At 48.6% G+C, this 15,924-nt stretch carries 12 protein-coding genes and 10 tRNA genes; 2 read left to right on the top strand and 20 right to left on the bottom strand.

Annotated features, from left to right (window positions below; translation table 11 throughout):
• The first annotated feature begins 73 nt into the window (after positions 1–73).
• Positions 74–325: a hypothetical protein gene (locus tag ACJJIY_RS20185; protein WP_444896630.1), complete on the top strand. Its 252-nt coding sequence runs from the start codon at positions 74–76 to the stop codon at positions 323–325.
• 128 nt (positions 326–453) lie between these two features.
• On the opposite strand, the gene ACJJIY_RS20190 is transcribed toward ACJJIY_RS20185, so the two are convergent.
• From ACJJIY_RS20190 to ACJJIY_RS20200, 3 genes are all read right to left on the bottom strand, one after another.
• Positions 454–541, bottom strand: a tRNA-Ser gene (locus ACJJIY_RS20190).
• A gap of 634 nt (positions 542–1,175) precedes the next feature.
• The gene (locus ACJJIY_RS20195; protein ID WP_444896629.1) at positions 1,176–1,685 is read right to left on the bottom strand and encodes a hypothetical protein; all 510 of its coding nucleotides are present in this window, start codon (positions 1,683–1,685) and stop codon (positions 1,176–1,178) included.
• Positions 1,686–3,055: 1,370 nt separating this feature from the next.
• A tRNA-Ser gene (locus ACJJIY_RS20200) sits at positions 3,056–3,143 on the bottom strand.
• A gap of 887 nt (positions 3,144–4,030) precedes the next feature.
• On the opposite strand from ACJJIY_RS20200, the gene ACJJIY_RS20205 reads away from it, so the two are divergent.
• Complete coding sequence (locus ACJJIY_RS20205; protein WP_282933535.1) at positions 4,031–5,428, top strand: adenylate/guanylate cyclase domain-containing protein; 1,398 nt, start codon at positions 4,031–4,033, stop codon at positions 5,426–5,428.
• A 29-nt stretch (positions 5,429–5,457) separates the two neighbouring features.
• On the opposite strand, the gene cyoD is transcribed toward ACJJIY_RS20205, so the two are convergent.
• The 17 genes from cyoD to ACJJIY_RS20290 all read right to left on the bottom strand — a co-directional run bounded on the left by cyoD (position 5,458) and on the right by ACJJIY_RS20290 (position 15,827).
• Positions 5,458–5,778 (bottom strand): cytochrome o ubiquinol oxidase subunit IV, encoded by a 321-nt coding sequence (gene cyoD, locus ACJJIY_RS20210; RefSeq protein WP_444896628.1) that lies wholly within the window; start codon positions 5,776–5,778, stop codon positions 5,458–5,460.
• A complete protein-coding gene (locus ACJJIY_RS20215; RefSeq protein ID WP_444894403.1) occupies positions 5,771–6,397 on the bottom strand; it encodes a cytochrome c oxidase subunit 3 in 627 nt (208 codons plus the stop codon). The genes cyoD and ACJJIY_RS20215 overlap by 8 nt, the downstream gene beginning before the upstream one ends.
• Entirely contained in the window at positions 6,398–8,473 is a 2,076-nt protein-coding gene (locus ACJJIY_RS20220) for a cbb3-type cytochrome c oxidase subunit I (RefSeq protein WP_413665088.1), read from the bottom strand.
• Positions 8,470–9,435, bottom strand: coding sequence for a cytochrome c oxidase subunit II (locus ACJJIY_RS20225; RefSeq protein ID WP_444896627.1), 966 nt, complete (start codon positions 9,433–9,435; stop codon positions 8,470–8,472). The genes ACJJIY_RS20220 and ACJJIY_RS20225 overlap by 4 nt, the downstream gene beginning before the upstream one ends.
• Before the next feature lie 255 nt (positions 9,436–9,690).
• Positions 9,691–10,272 (bottom strand): hypothetical protein, encoded by a 582-nt coding sequence (locus ACJJIY_RS20230; RefSeq protein WP_444894406.1) that lies wholly within the window; start codon positions 10,270–10,272, stop codon positions 9,691–9,693.
• A gap of 34 nt (positions 10,273–10,306) precedes the next feature.
• Complete coding sequence (locus ACJJIY_RS20235; protein WP_444957218.1) at positions 10,307–11,839, bottom strand: DcaP family trimeric outer membrane transporter; 1,533 nt, start codon at positions 11,837–11,839, stop codon at positions 10,307–10,309.
• Between the two features lie 179 nt (positions 11,840–12,018).
• Positions 12,019–12,849, bottom strand: coding sequence for an NADPH-dependent 7-cyano-7-deazaguanine reductase QueF (gene queF / locus ACJJIY_RS20240; protein ID WP_445358706.1), 831 nt, complete (start codon positions 12,847–12,849; stop codon positions 12,019–12,021).
• Between the two features lie 7 nt (positions 12,850–12,856).
• A complete protein-coding gene (locus ACJJIY_RS20245; RefSeq protein ID WP_413665084.1) occupies positions 12,857–13,630 on the bottom strand; it encodes an ABC transporter permease in 774 nt (257 codons plus the stop codon).
• Complete coding sequence (locus ACJJIY_RS20250) at positions 13,627–14,562, bottom strand: ABC transporter ATP-binding protein (protein ID WP_413665083.1); 936 nt, start codon at positions 14,560–14,562, stop codon at positions 13,627–13,629. The genes ACJJIY_RS20245 and ACJJIY_RS20250 overlap by 4 nt, the downstream gene beginning before the upstream one ends.
• Positions 14,563–14,765: 203 nt before the next feature.
• Positions 14,766–14,841 (bottom strand) — tRNA-Gly (locus ACJJIY_RS20255).
• Between the two features lie 33 nt (positions 14,842–14,874).
• Positions 14,875–14,950, bottom strand: a tRNA-Glu gene (locus ACJJIY_RS20260).
• Between the two features lie 118 nt (positions 14,951–15,068).
• Positions 15,069–15,144 (bottom strand) — tRNA-Gly (locus tag ACJJIY_RS20265).
• A gap of 33 nt (positions 15,145–15,177) precedes the next feature.
• Positions 15,178–15,253 (bottom strand) — tRNA-Glu (locus ACJJIY_RS20270).
• 118 nt (positions 15,254–15,371) lie between these two features.
• Positions 15,372–15,447: transfer RNA gene (locus ACJJIY_RS20275), tRNA-Gly, on the bottom strand.
• Positions 15,448–15,480: 33 nt separating this feature from the next.
• Positions 15,481–15,556, bottom strand: a tRNA-Glu gene (locus ACJJIY_RS20280).
• A gap of 118 nt (positions 15,557–15,674) precedes the next feature.
• Positions 15,675–15,750 (bottom strand) — tRNA-Gly (locus tag ACJJIY_RS20285).
• A 1-nt stretch (position 15,751) separates the two neighbouring features.
• Positions 15,752–15,827, bottom strand: a tRNA-Glu gene (locus tag ACJJIY_RS20290).
• Positions 15,828–15,924 lie beyond the last annotated feature (97 nt).

Consider the following 15,924-nt stretch of genomic DNA (forward strand, 5'->3'; position numbering starts at 1 on the left):
TCAGGCACGACTTGTGATGGGTGCTGCTCTAAATCGTATACTTAACAATAACCTTAACTTTCTGGTGATTGTAATGCTCAAAATCAAAGAAGCCGCCGCTTTTATTCTAGTCGCCTCCCTAATGGGATGCTCCTCAGATACTCCAGAGGACCCCAAACCCACCACACCGGTCGGTTCAGACAAGGATGCACACGGGTGTATAAACTCAGCCGGCTACCTTTGGTGTAGTAAAACTAAAGAATGCGAACGACCATGGGAACTTGCAGAGAAGGCTGGCTTTGCTAACACTCCCAGCAATTTTGATGAGTATTGCGGTAATAAATAGGGTCTCTGCCTAGCAGCCTCCTCCATCTATAGGAGAAAGCAGTGACAGCTAAGGTCTTTGATACTCAAGATTAAAGAACAAAAGCTTCAGAAATAAAAAAGCCCGGCATAAGCCGGGCTTTTAGAAGATGGCGGTGAGGGAGGGATTCGAACCCTCGATGCCTTTCGACATACACACTTTCCAGGCGTGCTCCTTCGACCACTCGGACACCTCACCAAATTGTCGCCCTCTGCAAGGGCATTCCGCTCATTATGCGGCCTCCCACGTCACCAAGATCCTTAACAAAATCAATAAGATAGATGCAAGATCGTTAAGAGAGCGCGAACTTTACCTCAATATTAAGAGAAATTCCAGTTGAACTTCAGATGTTTGCGGTCATATTTTATCTAAGGGTGACATACCAAGGTTCAGGTTTACATTTAATGCGACCGTTATGAGTTTGCTTAGCAAACATGATCAAAATTTAGGCGTTACTAGGGAACCAAAGAAGAGTAAATAGCTGTAGCAGAAGTCACAAAGAGCCTCGTCATTTCAATAAACACTAAATGCGGGGGTATCAACAAACACCCTGCACCCTCTCTTGCCAATCTCCCTCCTGTTTAGCAATACTATTACTTCTAGTGTATTATCTAGCCTCATTGTTTCACGTCCTGGTAAACCTTCATAGCGCCTAACTTAAAATCTGAAGAGAAATAGCTGGTAAAGCTAACTTTAGTAAAACCGTCAGCACCTACCTCCAATCAATAAGTATTCAATATGTATTTCTTAGCAAAAGCTGAAATCACGTGGACACTTCATATATTCATTCCCACATAATGTCATCGACAAATACCAACCATGCTACTAACTGTCATTCAATTTGATTAAACCTAATAGGATCCTTCAATTCAATTAAGTCATAGAACTCATCTTGTGATCGGCTAAAAGCTGCAACCTCCTTATAAGCTAGAAATAAAAACGCAACTACCGTCACTTCCTCTCCATTAAATTGAAAAACATCTGAACAGTTATCAAAAAATTCAAAAAATCTCAACCGACTGAAAAATAACCCTCTAATCCCATGCTCATTGAGCAACTCACTCTCCAGTTCAAGCATATCCCCCCAATTAGTGGTACTATCATCAGGGAGGTTAGATAAGTAATCTATCAAATAAGATATCGTTTCAGTTGGCCCATCGGTAACCGTTACAAAAATTTTATTCTTTTTAGGAATTAATCCAGACACTAAATATAAGCCTGTAGGCGACAACCCAACCCTTAGCGCATAGGCCTCTCCCCTTAATAAAAATTTATCAATAGCGTCGGGATCCACAGTGGGACTTTGTTCAAAATAGCTTATTAATCTATCTTCAAAAATCATTAAAAAATCCTCAGGATATTATCTTTTTTCACTAAACTTCTGAATTTTTATTCTTTCAGCTGAACTCATTTAGTTTTTTCCGCCCCCACTTTGGTTGCAGGACCCGGCCAACCCAACGCAATTATCGGCACAATTTTAACATTTATCAGTGCTTTTAGGCAGTACTGACGGAATCAGATAACAGAAAAACCCGCTGTTACAGATAGCCCTCACTATTACCGGCCTCAATTACAAGGTATACAGAGAAGGTAATAATGGATGGAACCACGCATATTACGCCCCCCAATTAGTTTTCAAAAATATCAAAAAAAAGCTCAAGAATAAGCCATCATAGCAACAGTTCAGTCAAGCACTATTTTAATGCCAAACTAAACACCATAAAAGTAAGAAGAATAGACCTTCCCAGGGCCACCACAATCCCAGCCAATCAGATATAAAAGTCTTAGCTGCCTATACTTGAAAAGCGGCTGATACCTTAACAGTTCTGTTCACATCCAATAATTACATTTAACACCTATAATATGAGCAAAGTAGAAGCTAAAACAAAAAGAATAAATAAAAACCCACAAGGAGCACTCTACACAACCCTAACCACCAACAAATAGCACTTAGACAGACACTACAAAAAAAATACGCACCCAAGAACTAGTGAAAAATATTCCTCAAGTATCTTTAAAATTATTCTCCCTCTTTTTCCTAGCCCACTGTTTATTTCCTCAGATACTAGGTGAAAAATTCAGTAAGCATGTACAAATTCATCACCTAAAGCCAACTGTGGCCATATACAGAAATCTCCCCCCCTAAAAAGCACTGCGGTCCTAATCGATTCTTACCTTTAGAAATCCACCCCGTACTTTTTCACTATCATCATAAACTGCAGAATATAAAAAATCTGGACTAACTCACGAGATAGCATCCTTTCATCAACAACTTGTAACGCACTTAGTTTGCACTTGAAAGTGTTTCCACCTATCTACCTACAACATGAGAATTAAATTATAGGTAATCGAAAAACATACAAGGGAGTCGGTCAAAACTTAAAATACAATCTCACTAACCAAGACACTTCATCGCACAATACTCTTACATGACCGCGATTATCTCGAAGGCTTCAAACACAGCAGTATTTATCGAACAGCTAATAAGGACTACCCTGAACAACACCCCATCGGCTCCGGGGCTGCCTACATAGATGACCGGAAAAGTAGACTTTTAGTATTAGAAAGGGCCGAATGATGCAGCTCACGCTTAGTGTCGACTCGAAAGCTCGGCAGCTTTACCCCGCAAGATCACCTGCCAAAAAAACGGGACTGAAGGGGCTGGAAACCCTGGAAACAAAAAAGCCCGGCATAAGCCGGGCTTTTAGAAGATGGCGGTGAGGGAGGGATTCGAACCCTCGATGCCTTGCGACATACACACTTTCCAGGCGTGCTCCTTCGACCACTCGGACACCTCACCAAATTGTCACCCTTCGCGAGGGCTCTCCGCGTTGTAGCGGTCTCTCTCTTCAGCGAAATCTTCAAGGAAATCAGGAAGATAGCTGCTGTGTCGTCGAGAGAGCGCGCACTTTACCCAAATGTTCCTTGTTGTGCAAGCACTAATGCGAAAAAAGTCTCTCTGGCTGTTAAAACGGGGCATCATGAGGGAGCTCAGGCTATCCGCACAAGTCACCACGACTATTTGCCCCTTCAAATGAGCCCCTCAGCTATCGCAGGTTTGGTGACTAGACTCTGTGAGTCGATTGATCCAGGCTCTATATTAGTCCGACCAGCATTAGTTTTCCGGCCTGCTCTGCCCCTTCAGTTCTCCAATATAAGGGCTGTACAACTTATGTAACCCCTTGACTCAAAGGTGAATATAAGCCCGGCTTTATCTGAGGCCGATACCCAACCCCTTAAAGCAGCTATAAGAAAAATTGCCTTTTGCTGCCCCCCCCTTTTCCCTTCACCTGGTACAAGTCGCCCGGATTCCTGAGCTCAGATTGATCTAGGTTAATAATGTCGGAAAAGCACCCTGTCATAATCCTTGGCCTGCTGTAGAGTCAGTGGTCGCTATCTATATAAACCTTGATACACAAAGCCCTAAGGTACCCTCCCTGCCTAAACTGCAAATCTGCCATGAAAATTGGGAGGTTCTGAGGCTAGAGGTGCGGTAATATCACCGGCGACAACAACGAGAAAAATATCACTTGCATGCACAGTTTTTTCGCATTCTGTTCCTCGGAAGAGTAAACTGCGCTGCTGGAGTCACGGCGTGGCTATACGGTGGATGGGGAAATCGGAGCCACCCTATCGCCAACGCGCAAGGTGTTCACTTTCTGCTCAAACGGACAAAGAACAACACAAATGCAGGACCAGCTTGAGGAGAGCACGGGGCGGAATGTTAACCCTCGCTACTCCACCTATTTTCGCACCCTGATTTTATTTGCCGCTGCCGGTACCCTGGCAAACGCGGTGAATTGGGATGCGCCATGGCAATCAGACAAGCTGGTTATTACCGGATCTGCTCTTTTTATCATTGCTTATACCGCTCTCGCCCAATTTATCCTCTACAAAACTGGCGATAAAAAAGCACTGAAAACCCGCCGCTGCCTCTCTTTCCTGGATACAGTACTGATCGGCATCACCATATCCCTGGCAGACTTCAGCATGCTGCCCTCGCTGCTGCTGGTTACCATGGTCCAGCTGAATGCCCTCACTGGGGGCGGCGGTGGTCGCGCTTGGTTTGAGCACAATACCGGCTTATTGGTTGGGGTCGTTATCGGGTACCTGATGCACGAGCCATCTCTGCTAGTGAGCGCTGACCTCACTATCAGCACCGTGAGCCTGATCTGTATTCTGGCCTATTTATGCGCCTATGCATTCTTTACCCACCGCCAGATTGGCCAGCTTAAGGAAGCCAATCACTCCCTGATGGTTGAGCAACGCGTTAGCAAGGTTCGCTCCTACAAACTTTCCAAATACCTGCCACAAAAGCTGTGGCGCTCTGTCACTACCGGGGATGAAGAAGCTCTGGTGACCCAGCGAAAGCTCCTCACCGTTTTCTTTTCTGACATCAAAGACTTCAGCCAGCTCACCGAGGAGTTAGAGGCAGAGACCTTTACCCAGCTGCTCAATAATTACCTCTCCGAAATGGCACGTATAGCTGGACAATACGGCGGCACTATCGATAAGTTTATCGGCGATGCGGTAATGGTTGTTTTTGGGGACGATGAGAGTAAGGGACCCAAGTCAGACGCTCTGCGCTGCGTAGCTATGGCCCTGGCGATGCGTAAACGCGTACGTGAAATGAAGCAGGAATGGTACAACAAAGGTATCTCGCGCCCTCTACAGGTTCGTATGGGTATTAATACCGGCTACTGTACTGTCGGCATTTTTGGTACCGCCAACTACCAGTCTTACACGGTGATGGGTACCCACGTTAACCTCGCTTCACGATTGGAAGGCGCCGCCCAGCCGGGAGAAATCCTGATTAGCCACGAGACCTGGGCCATGATCAAACACACGGTAATGTGCCGGGACAAAGGGCATATCACCGTAAAAGGTATTAGTACCCCGGTGAAGGTTTACCAGGTTACTGATCTGCGTAAGAACCTGGGTGGGCAGCAGAGTTACCTGGAGGAGCATGCCCCCGGATTCTCAATGCATTTAGACCTGGATAAAATCCGAAATTACGATAAAGAAAAGGTTTTACAGTCCCTGCAAAAAGCAGCATCCAACCTGAAGAGCAAAGTTATTATTTAATTTTATAAAAGGTGCGTAAGCGTAAAGCGCTACATAGTTGTATGCATACGCACCGCCAGGTTCCCCATAATCCAGACTGTACCTAACACAATAATCAAAAGAATTAAGCTAGAGAAAAGGATTAACGTCAGGTTATCCCTCCGGTCCCGTTGGGTCGTTACGTTCAAGAAATATTTTAATTGCACCACCAGCTGCGCAACCCCTAGTAACGCAACCAGAATCAAGACACTTTTATTCTCCCTTCCGATCGTCAGCACTGCGGCAAAAGCCGCTAGAGTGAGCACAATAGACAGGATATAACCTGTGATATACAGCCGCAGGTGTTGTGCAAAAGTCGGTTCTTTAGCCATAGACCCAGCCACCGAAATAAACCACGGAAAAAATTCCGATCCAAATCAAATCGAGGAAATGCCAGAATAATGCCAGGCGCAGAAAGCGCAGCTTTACGACATCTCCCAATCCCATAGTGAAAACCTGAACGATCAAAACGATCATCCACAGACAGCCGAAAGTGACATGGAGACCGTGCAAGGGCACTAAACCAAAAAAGGCTGACAGGTAACCACTGCGCTGTGGCACCCCGCCCTTCTCGGCCATCCCGGCAAAGTCGTACAGTTCCAATGCCAGGAAACCCATGCCCAGCAACAGGGTTATCACCACCCAAAATAGAAAGGCAGCGCGACTGCGTTCATGCTTAACAATAACTGTCGCAATACCCGCAGTGAGGCTGCTGGTTAGAAGAAGCATCGTTTGGGCGAACAAGCTGCCGAAATCAAAAAGCTCTTTCGGGCCCGGCCCTCCGGCGGTAGCGCCCACCATGGTGATATAAATCGCAAATACCACCCCAAAGAAAATCAGGTCGCTCATCATGAAGACCCAGAAGCCAAAGATCACCATATCGGGATCTCTGTGGATGGCTTCGTGGGGATTGATGCTGCCCGGGCTTTTCGGTGAAGAGACGGGATTCATTTAGATCTCCAGCTTCGCAAGGCCGACATTTCGCGGGGAATCTTCCAGGTCCCGGCTCACTGCCTCGCTCTTCTCGACCAAGGCCAACCAAGCTTCCGTATCCTTTTCTAACTGACTGGCAGGAATAATATATTCCGTTTCTTTGCGGAAGGTGGCCGCGATAACTGCAACCAAAATGGTTAATGCGGAGATCAGTGCAAGCCACCAGATGTACCAAACCAGGGCAAACATCAAAATTCCACTGACAACGCACAAAATAAATCCGAGAGGATTATTTTTAGGGAGCTCTATGTCTCGATAGACTTTAGGCCGCTTATAGGCTTCACCGTGCTCCTTAGCCTCAGTAAATGCATCCCGATCAGTAACCTTGGGTATTTCAACAAAGTTATAAGCCGGTACTGGAGCGGGAGAGTTCCACTCCAGGGACCGTCCATCCCAAGGATCACCCACAGGAACCTGGGTTTTCTTTCGGTCCCTGATACTTACGATAAATTGAATAACCAGCGAAATTAAGGCCGCCAGAACAATCATTGCGCCGATAAAAGCAACGATCATGTACGGCTTGAATGTGAGATCGGCATAGCTGAATGATCGTCTTGGCATCCCCAATAAGCCGGCGCCATAGAGCGGGAAGAATGTCACCATAAATCCTGCAAACCAGAGATAGGCTGAGCGTTTGCCCCACTTATCATTAAGGCGGAAACCAAATGCTTTGGGGAACCAGTAGTTGTACCCCGCCAAAATTCCAAACAGCACGCCGGGAATCAAAACATTGTGGAAATGCGCCACCAGGAACAGTGTATTGTGCACTTGGAAATCGACAGTGGGGTTAGCCAGGATAACGCCGGACAGACCACCAATCACGAACAGGATTAAAAAGCCGATGGCATAAACCATTGGAGTGGTAAAACGTATTCGACCGCGATACATGGTCGCCATCCAGTCGTATACTTTCACCCCGGTCGGCACCGCGATCAGCATAGTCGCTATACCAAAGGCAATATTGATCGTCGGACTCTGCCCCATGGTGAAAAAGTGATGTAACCACACAGTAAAGGACAGGATCGCAATACACATGGTGGCAATCACCAGGGATTTATAGCCGTACAGAGTTTTGGCCGAATAGGTAGAAAAGACCTCGGAAAAAATACCATAGGCTGGCAACACCAATAGATAGACCTCAGGGTGGCCAAAGAGCCAAAACAAATTGGCATAGTTCATCATATTTCCACCGAGGTCATTGGTGAAGAAGTGGAAATCCAGGTAGCGATCCAAGCCCAACATTAAGGCGGCAACGCTGAGAGGCGGCATTGCGAAAATCATTAGAATGGAGGCGCAGAGTACGGTCCAACAAAACAGTGGCATACGGAATAAGTGCATTCCTGGACCACGGCATTTATACACGGTGACGGTGAAATTAATCCCCGTTAATGTGGTCCCCGCCCCAGAAAATACGATCGCCCATATCCAGTAGTCAGGCCCAACCCCAGGGCTAAAATCCGCCCCCGTATAAGGCGGATAAGCCGACCAACCCCCAGTAGAAAACTGCCCCACCACCAGAGAGACCATCAACAAAATACCGGAAGAAACTGTCACCGCCAGGCTGATTTGATTAAGTACCGGGAAGGCCACATCACGGGCACCAATTTGCAGCGGCATAGCGAAATTAATAAGGCCCACCAAAAACGGAACTGCCACAAAAAACACCATTATGGTGCCGTGTGTACTGAACAACTGGGCAAAGTGATCTGCATAGAGGAAGCCTTCCGGTGCGGCGGCTTGCTGGGCACGCATTACCATCCCCTCCAGCAACCCTCGAACCAACATCACGATCGCAAAAGCGATATACATAATGCCGATTCTTTTGTGATCAGTGCTGGTCAACCAATCCCGCCAGAGTGTTCCCCAGACTTTAAACCAGGTCAATAAAAACAGGATTCCCACTGTTGCCAGTATTACTATCGAGCCCGCCACACTGGCAACGGCCTCACTGACTGAGGGCCGCTCAAGAAACCCGCTAAATACCAGAGAATCCCAATTGAGCTTACCCAGCCAACCGTAATCCAAATTGTTCATGGCTGCGCTCCCTCGGCATCATCCTCGCCTCGGCCGAATTTTCGGGTGCCGGGCTGCTCTTCTATGCTCAGCGGTTTACCGGAGTGATAACGCATTACTATTTCGTGAAAAAGGTCTGTGCCCGGCAAGTTAAAATACAGTGTATTTTCTGGCATCTTGCTATTTCCCAAGACTTTGTATGCTTGTTTTTTGGTATTTCGCTGTGCCAGGCGGTTATAATTTTCTGGACTCAGGACAATCCCACCCGTCCGTACTTGCTTTACCCAGGCTTCAAATTTCTCATCAGTCACAACCTTGACTGCAAAATTCTGGTCGACAAAACCATTGCCGGTATATTGGGTATTCTCCCCTCTGGTGTCGCCGGTTTTTGTACCGATAAAATTGAGCTTTGTCGTCATACCCGGCATCACATAAATCTGCCCAGCCAGTGCAGAAATAAAGAACGACTGCATTACTGTGTCGCTGGTCAATATCATTGAGACTGGAGTGTGTACTGGTACAACCAATTCACCGACTGTTGCAATATCCAGCTCCGGATAGATAAATAACCACTTCCAGTCGAGCCCCACCACCTGCACTTTTACCGGGGGTACAACGCCCTGTATTTCCTTATAGGGATCGAGCCGTGCCGTTGCACGCCAGAGCATCACTGACAGCACAATTATGACCAGGAATGGCACACCCCACATAATTACTTCGAGCGGGCCATAGGTTTCCCATTTTGGCGCATAGAATCCGTGACCTTTTTTTCTTCGGTATTTAAAGAGGATTACTGGCACCAAGATAAATACCGGGAGAACAGCGACCATGGTGAGTGCCATAGCCCAAAAGAAGTGTACTTTCTGCTCCTCTGCCACTGGTCCCAACGGCATCAGAAAAGTTTCAGAAGCACTGGCTGAATAGGGGATTAATAAAATTGAGAGAAAAACTGGCAGAATAAATAATAATCGTGGAGCGTGCACTTCAACACATCTCCAGTAACTTAGATATGCACGCAAAAAAACCACAGGGGCTTTTAGATTCCAATCCATGGTAAAGCCTACCGCCAAAAGTAGTTAGCCGGCATCTATTCCTGCTAACGCTTTGAATTCCCTTTCGAACCATTGAACGCGCACTCTTTGATAGGCCCATCAACGGTTTGTCTCACCAGAATAGCTGAATACAACAGTTTTATTGGCCTGGAGAAAGGTTCGATAAAAATCACGATAAATTAGCGGCTATAAAACGCCATTGCCAGACATAGTGCGAATCATCACCTCTACAAACTCGCGTAAATCTCTCTCATTGGGATGGCGCAGCTCCTCCCCTGAATACTTGTATAAAAAAGTATCCGACTGAACCGACCAATAAACTTCGTCACTAGGCGCCGAATATAAACGTGTCTCCACAACAGCAACCTGGGAGTTGCGAATATTCGGGTTGATCCGTTTTAATGCCAACAATTGGGTAACCAATAAAGTGTCAAATCCCCTCTCCCGGAGTAAGGGTGCAATCTCCCCCATTGAGGGAACACCAGTTATTGCCCCGAGAGCACTCCAGGAATGCGCATCAATACCCGTATCCTGCAGTTGCATGACCCACTCCCTTTCTACCTGCCCACCGACTATCGGCCTCGGTACCAGGGTATATGCGAGTACCAGGGTTTTTCCTAAGCTTTGAATACCAATATATGGGGACTGCCATACCCGCGTAACCACGGTACTGGCTGAAGTCCATCCGAGCAAAAGAGAAATCACTGAAAGGCTGCATAACAACCGAATAACTCGTGCTTGAAATAGCTTCTCTCGTTTGACTCGCATATACCTGAACACCTCGTTTAAACACTTTACTTTCTTAAAATGTCATTCGGGTCGTAAATTGTGTCCGCACCAAAGAACCCCTATCTCCATCTTTGTCTTTGCGAGCGCCGTAGAGCACCTCGATTCCCGTCAACCAACGGGGAAAGGGTAACCAGACAATATTGATACTGCGGTATTGGGTTGCTTTGTAGGCCTCACCGGGTTGGAAGTCCAGATTATCCTGCCTTACCCTGCCGTAGGTCGCTACGGTATACAGGCAAGGAGTCCACCAGTGCTGGTACCCCAGATACCAGGCTGTAGTGTTTAGTGCCTCTACGGAGTTATCAAAAAAATCATAAGCTGCATCTGGTGGCGCGTCATTAAGTAGACCGCTATATCCCGCACCGACGGACAAAGAGTAATAAAGGACATCCTTGGAAAGTACGCCGGGCATATTGAAAGTGCCGCTTAAATTTAATCCCCAGCCGGTGGTCGATACGGCTGAATCCGGATCGCCACTCGCGCGCAAATCCCTTAATACCAAACCCGCTTGTACCTGGGACCTAGGCAAGTCCGACTCCAGCGCAAATACCGCATCAGGCCAGCGTGCAACCTCGGTTGCATCCTCGAATATTTGTGAATCTGGCGCTTCAATAGCCACCTTAAAGTAATACTGTGGCCCGTACCTCTTAATCCATCGGACCATTGAATGGCGCAAGCCAAATGCCGAATTAGGCCCCTGGAAATCCAGAGTATTGGGGACCGCTTCCAAGTTCGCGAATGTTGACCACTGCTGCCCCACAAGAATACTGCCCCCCCAAAGCGCATTACTCACTTCTCCATAAGCTTTGCGCATACGGGGGTTGGGAGTGGTAACACTGGAGTCCTGCAGGAAGTCCATCGAAATCAGGGTTTTAAATTCACGTCCCTCCCAGTGCTGCAGGGTCTCAAATACCAACCTGGAGGTCTGCACGGTAAATTCTGTCTGCCCGTCCGCTCCCTCTGCAGCCGTTTTGTCGAAAGTCACAATATCGGCAGGTACAAATTGTGCGGGGCTGATGATCGCGTCGGTATCATAATTGACATCCAAGTCCGCAAAGCCACTGATCTTCGCCTTCATGGTATTTCCCAACAAGGGAATGGAGCCAGGCCACTCCGTTGTCGCATTGGCAATCACATCTTCGATGTCACTGGGGTCAGGTACCGCCTGATCAGACTGGGCCCGCGGCGGAGGCAGCGAACCAGGTGGAACTTCCTGGCGTATTTCCTCAATCTGTCGCTGTAAATCATTCATATCCTCCTTGCTCACCGGTGCTTCAACGGGCTGTACAGGAGTTACTTCCAGAGACGGTCGGGATGGTGGTGCCCGTTGCATTTGCTCAATTTGCCGACGCAGGGCTTCTAGGTCTGCCTGTTGTTGCTGAATCTGGGCCTGCTGCTCTTCCAGCTGCTGTTGCTGGGCCTCAATCACCCGTATCAGATCATCAGCTTTAACATAAACTTCTGCAGTGGAGGATTGGGAAAAAAGAAGTGGGGCAAAACCGATTACTACGGCAGGAATTACTGGGGACTGCGTATTAATCTCCATCTGTCAGCCTCAACTCCACCTCCTGTGGGGCGGCCAACACAACTGCGCTGTCGGTTTCCCCGGCCTATCTGGAAAGCGTAGCTTAAGAGACCGCAGCGCCAACCCAGGTCGGCCTTAGAAAAAGAGTGATATTGAAGGGCCGTACCACCGGAGACTCCGGTGGTACTTAAGAAAGGAAATTACTGACGGGCAAAACGCGAAGGCATACGTTTCTCAATGCGAGTCGATCTCAGCGGATTAATATCCAAGCCGCCACGACGGGTATAGCGAGCACATACAGTTAACTCGGTAAATTCCGCCAACTGTTGCAAGTCGCAAAAGATACGCTCGACACAGTGCTCGTGAAAATCCTGGTGTTCGCGGAAGGAGACAATATAAGCCAACAGTGCCTCTCGCTTCAGTGCCGGCCCTTTATAGTCCACAACCACTGTCGCCCAATCCGGTTGTCCCGTTACCGGACAATTACTGCGCAGCAAGTGGCTATAAAGAACCTCACTCACATCTTCCTCACCGCCTTCGAGGGCGAGAAGTGCGGGGTCCGGCTCGTAATTATTCACTTCTATATCGAGATGATCCAGACAGTAGCCCTCTGGCTTCTCAACTGCCAGCGCTGCATCTTCCACATCCATCAGGGTAACGCCGACATTTGCCCCCGCCGCTGCAGAGAGGTCCCGCACCAGGGCATCCTGTACCAATCTCCAGGATTCAAACTTGCTCTGGTTGAAAGAGTTTAAATACAGCTTGAAGGATTTTGACTCCACCATGCAGGGGCTTTCTGCAGGAAAACTAAAACGAGCCACCGCCACCTGTGGTTTACCCCTGGGGTTCAGCCAGGAAAGCTCAAAACCCCACCATTCGTCCTCTCCAAAGAAAGGCATTGCACCGGCAGAGAGCCCCAACTGGGCTCGGGATACTGAGCGCTGAATTGGATGGAGCAACCCGGGGTTGTAAGTGGATTCGTAGGTGGTCTCCTGCCCCAGGGGGAGGTTTTGCCAGTCTTCTCTTGTCATAAATTTCTCAATGTCTCAGTCGCTTACCGTGGCTCATCAGATAAATGGCCCAGGATGCCAAAAGCGCAATAAATACCAGGACGCCAAAAAATGCCCCGACAACATTAATATCGGAAACACCCAAAATGCCGTAACGGAAGGAGTTCACCATATAAAGAATGGGGTTCAATTTCGACAACCCCTGCCAAAAAGGCGATAGCAGGTCGATAGAGTAAAACACGCCTCCCAGGTATGTGAGGGGAGTTAATACAAAGGTCGGAATAATAGAGATAGCATCAAAACTATTGGCAAAAATAGCATTGATAAACCCGGCCAGGGAAAACAGCACCGCTGTCAAAAATACAATCGCTACCGTGACAAAGATGTGCTCTACCGTCAGCGAGGTAAAAAACATCGCTACGAGAGTCACTATCAACCCCACCATTAATCCCCGTGACACGCCACCGAGAACATAGCCCGCCATAATCACCCAATTCGGCGTTGGCGAAACTAGAAGCTCCTCCACACTGCGCTGAAATTTAGCGCTGTAAAAAGACGAAACTACGTTGGCGTAGGAGTTGGTAATCACCGACATCATGATCAAACCCGGCACAACAAACTCGATATACGGATAGCCCCCCATATCACCAATTCGCCGACCAATCAGGGAGCCAAAGATCACAAAGTACAGTGACATAGTGATTACCGGCGGTACCAGGGTCTGTGGCCATATACGCATAAAGCGCCGGACTTCCCGACGGTAAATAGTGCTGAATGATATCCAGATTAATCTGCCCTTCACTCTTCTAGCCCCGACATTTTTTCTTCCGACAACATGGACAGGAACAATTCCTCCAAGCGATTAGCGCGATTTCGCATACTGGTAACTGTGATGCCCTGCCGCTGCAATGACGCAAATACCTCGGTCAGAGATTGCCCCTTTTCAATAGTGACTTCCAGTGAGTGATTGTCCCGCAAGCGCCCTTCATAACCGGACAAGTCCGGGCACTCAGTGAGAAATTCTGCGCAATCCAAGATAAAGGTTTCCCGGTTCAGGGTTTTCAGCAGTGACTTTATTGAAGTGTTCTCGACAATAGTGCCCTTGTCGATTATCGCTATATTGCGACAGAGGCTCTCGGCTTCCTCCAGGTAGTGGGTGGTGAGGATAATTGTGGTGCCCTGCTGGTTTATTTTTTCCAGGAAACTCCACATGGAACGCCGCAGCTCTATATCCACTCCGGCTGTGGGTTCATCCAGAATCAGCAACTTCGGTTCGTGAATCAGCGCGCGGGCAATCATCAATCTGCGCTTCATACCGCCGGAGAGCATGCGCGCCTGGGTAGCGCGTTTATCCCACAGGCCCAACTGTTTCAGGTATTTCTCAGTGCGTTCTTCAGCCAGTTTGCGCGGCATACCGTAAAAACCGCCCTGGGTAACGACAATGTCGAACACTTTCTCAAACTGGCTGAAGTTAAATTCTTGTGGCACAACACCTAACAGGCGCTTAGCCGCAGCAAAATCGACGTCGATGTCCTCACCAAAAATCGACACTGAACCACCGCTTTTGCGCACCAGGGAACAGATGATACCGATGGTGGTGGACTTCCCCGCCCCATTGGGACCCAGCAGCGCAAAGAAGTCTCCCGGCTGCACGTCAAAACTGATGCCTTTCAGGGCCTGGAAACCATTGTCGTAGGTTTTCTGTAAGTTATGGATCGATAGCGCAGCGCTCATCTTGCACTCCTATAGTGGGGAGCGTTATTCAACGCGCTTGCCCGAATAATTTCAACCTGAGGGGAGCTAGGGTTTTTCATACACGTCACTTGGTGGGATGAACCGGAACTTGCAGGAGTCCCGGGCAAAAGTAACCGTGCAGAAGATAAGAATTACTATATCGGAAAAACAAAAAGCCGCTCGATTGAGCGGCTTTTTATTTTTGGAGCGGGAAACCGGGTTCGAACCGGCGACCTCAACCTTGGCAAGGTTGCGCTCTACCAACTGAGCTATTCCCGCAATTGACCCGGTAGCATTGCTACCGGGTCGTATTGGCATCCCCAAGGGGAGTCGAACCCCTGTTACCGCCGTGAAAGGGCGGTGTCCTAGGCCTCTAGACGATGGGGACAGAAACTTGCACTTCGACCTTGCGATCCGGTGCTGCCATGCTGTCCATGGCAATGCCACTGATTTCTCGGTGGCGTACTCTCCGAGTTGACTAGAGATCATCTCGCAAAGCAGGAAATTGGAGCGGGAAACCGGGTTCGAACCGGCGACCTCAACCTTGGCAAGGTTGCGCTCTACCAACTGAGCTATTCCCGCAATTGACCCGGTAGCATTGCTACCGGGTCGTATTGGCATCCCCAAGGGGAGTCGAACCCCTGTTACCGCCGTGAAAGGGCGGTGTCCTAGGCCTCTAGACGATGGGGACAGAAACTTGCACTTCGACCTTTCGATCCGGTGCTGCCATGCTGTCCATGGCAATGCCACTGATTTCTCGGTGGCGTGCTCTCCGAGTTGACTAGAGATCATCTCGCAAAGCAGAAAATTGGAGCGGGAAACCGGGTTCGAACCGGCGACCTCAACCTTGGCAAGGTTGCGCTCTACCAACTGAGCTATTCCCGCAATTGACCCGGTAGCATTGCTACCGGGTCGTATTGGCATCCCCAAGGGGAGTCGAACCCCTGTTACCGCCGTGAAAGGGCGGTGTCCTAGGCCTCTAGACGATGGGGACAGAAACTTGCACTTCGACCTTTCGATCCGGTGCTGCCAGGCTGTCCATGGCAATGCCACTGATTTCTCGGTGGCGTGCTCTCCGAGTTGACTAGAGATCATCTCGCAAAGCGGAAATTTGGAGCGGGAAACCGGGTTCGAACCGGCGACCTCAACCTTGGCAAGGTTGCGCTCTACCAACTGAGCTATTCCCGCGTGGCATCCCCAAGGGGAGTCGAACCCCTGTTACCGCCGTGAAAGGGCGGTGTCCTAGGCCTCTAGACGATGGGGACCCAGAAACCTTCTGTCGTTTCGCTCCACCTTTGAGTGTAGCCCTGCGTCAGAAGTGGGGCGCATTCTATGGATCACCGCTAAACCTGTCAACACTCT

Source organism: Microbulbifer maximicatervae (SeqCode) (genome assembly GCF_052468155.1).

What these genes read in the sequence shown, in the direction of transcription:
- ACJJIY_RS20185 (WP_444896630.1), top strand. Translation starts at nt 74, where the DNA reads ATGCTCAAAATCAAAGAAGCCGCCGCTTTTATTCTAGTCGCCTCCCTA.
- ACJJIY_RS20195 (WP_444896629.1), bottom strand. Translation starts at nt 1,685, where the DNA reads ATGATTTTTGAAGATAGATTAATAAGCTATTTTGAACAAAGTCCCACT.
- ACJJIY_RS20205 (WP_282933535.1), top strand. Translation starts at nt 4,031, where the DNA reads ATGCAGGACCAGCTTGAGGAGAGCACGGGGCGGAATGTTAACCCTCGC.
- cyoD (WP_444896628.1), bottom strand. Translation starts at nt 5,778, where the DNA reads ATGGCTAAAGAACCGACTTTTGCACAACACCTGCGGCTGTATATCACA.
- ACJJIY_RS20215 (WP_444894403.1), bottom strand. Translation starts at nt 6,397, where the DNA reads ATGAATCCCGTCTCTTCACCGAAAAGCCCGGGCAGCATCAATCCCCAC.
- ACJJIY_RS20220 (WP_413665088.1), bottom strand. Translation starts at nt 8,473, where the DNA reads ATGAACAATTTGGATTACGGTTGGCTGGGTAAGCTCAATTGGGATTCT.
- ACJJIY_RS20230 (WP_444894406.1), bottom strand. Translation starts at nt 10,272, where the DNA reads ATGCGAGTCAAACGAGAGAAGCTATTTCAAGCACGAGTTATTCGGTTG.
- ACJJIY_RS20235 (WP_444957218.1), bottom strand. Translation starts at nt 11,839, where the DNA reads ATGGAGATTAATACGCAGTCCCCAGTAATTCCTGCCGTAGTAATCGGT.
- queF (WP_445358706.1), bottom strand. Translation starts at nt 12,849, where the DNA reads ATGACAAGAGAAGACTGGCAAAACCTCCCCCTGGGGCAGGAGACCACC.
- ACJJIY_RS20250 (WP_413665083.1), bottom strand. Translation starts at nt 14,562, where the DNA reads ATGAGCGCTGCGCTATCGATCCATAACTTACAGAAAACCTACGACAAT.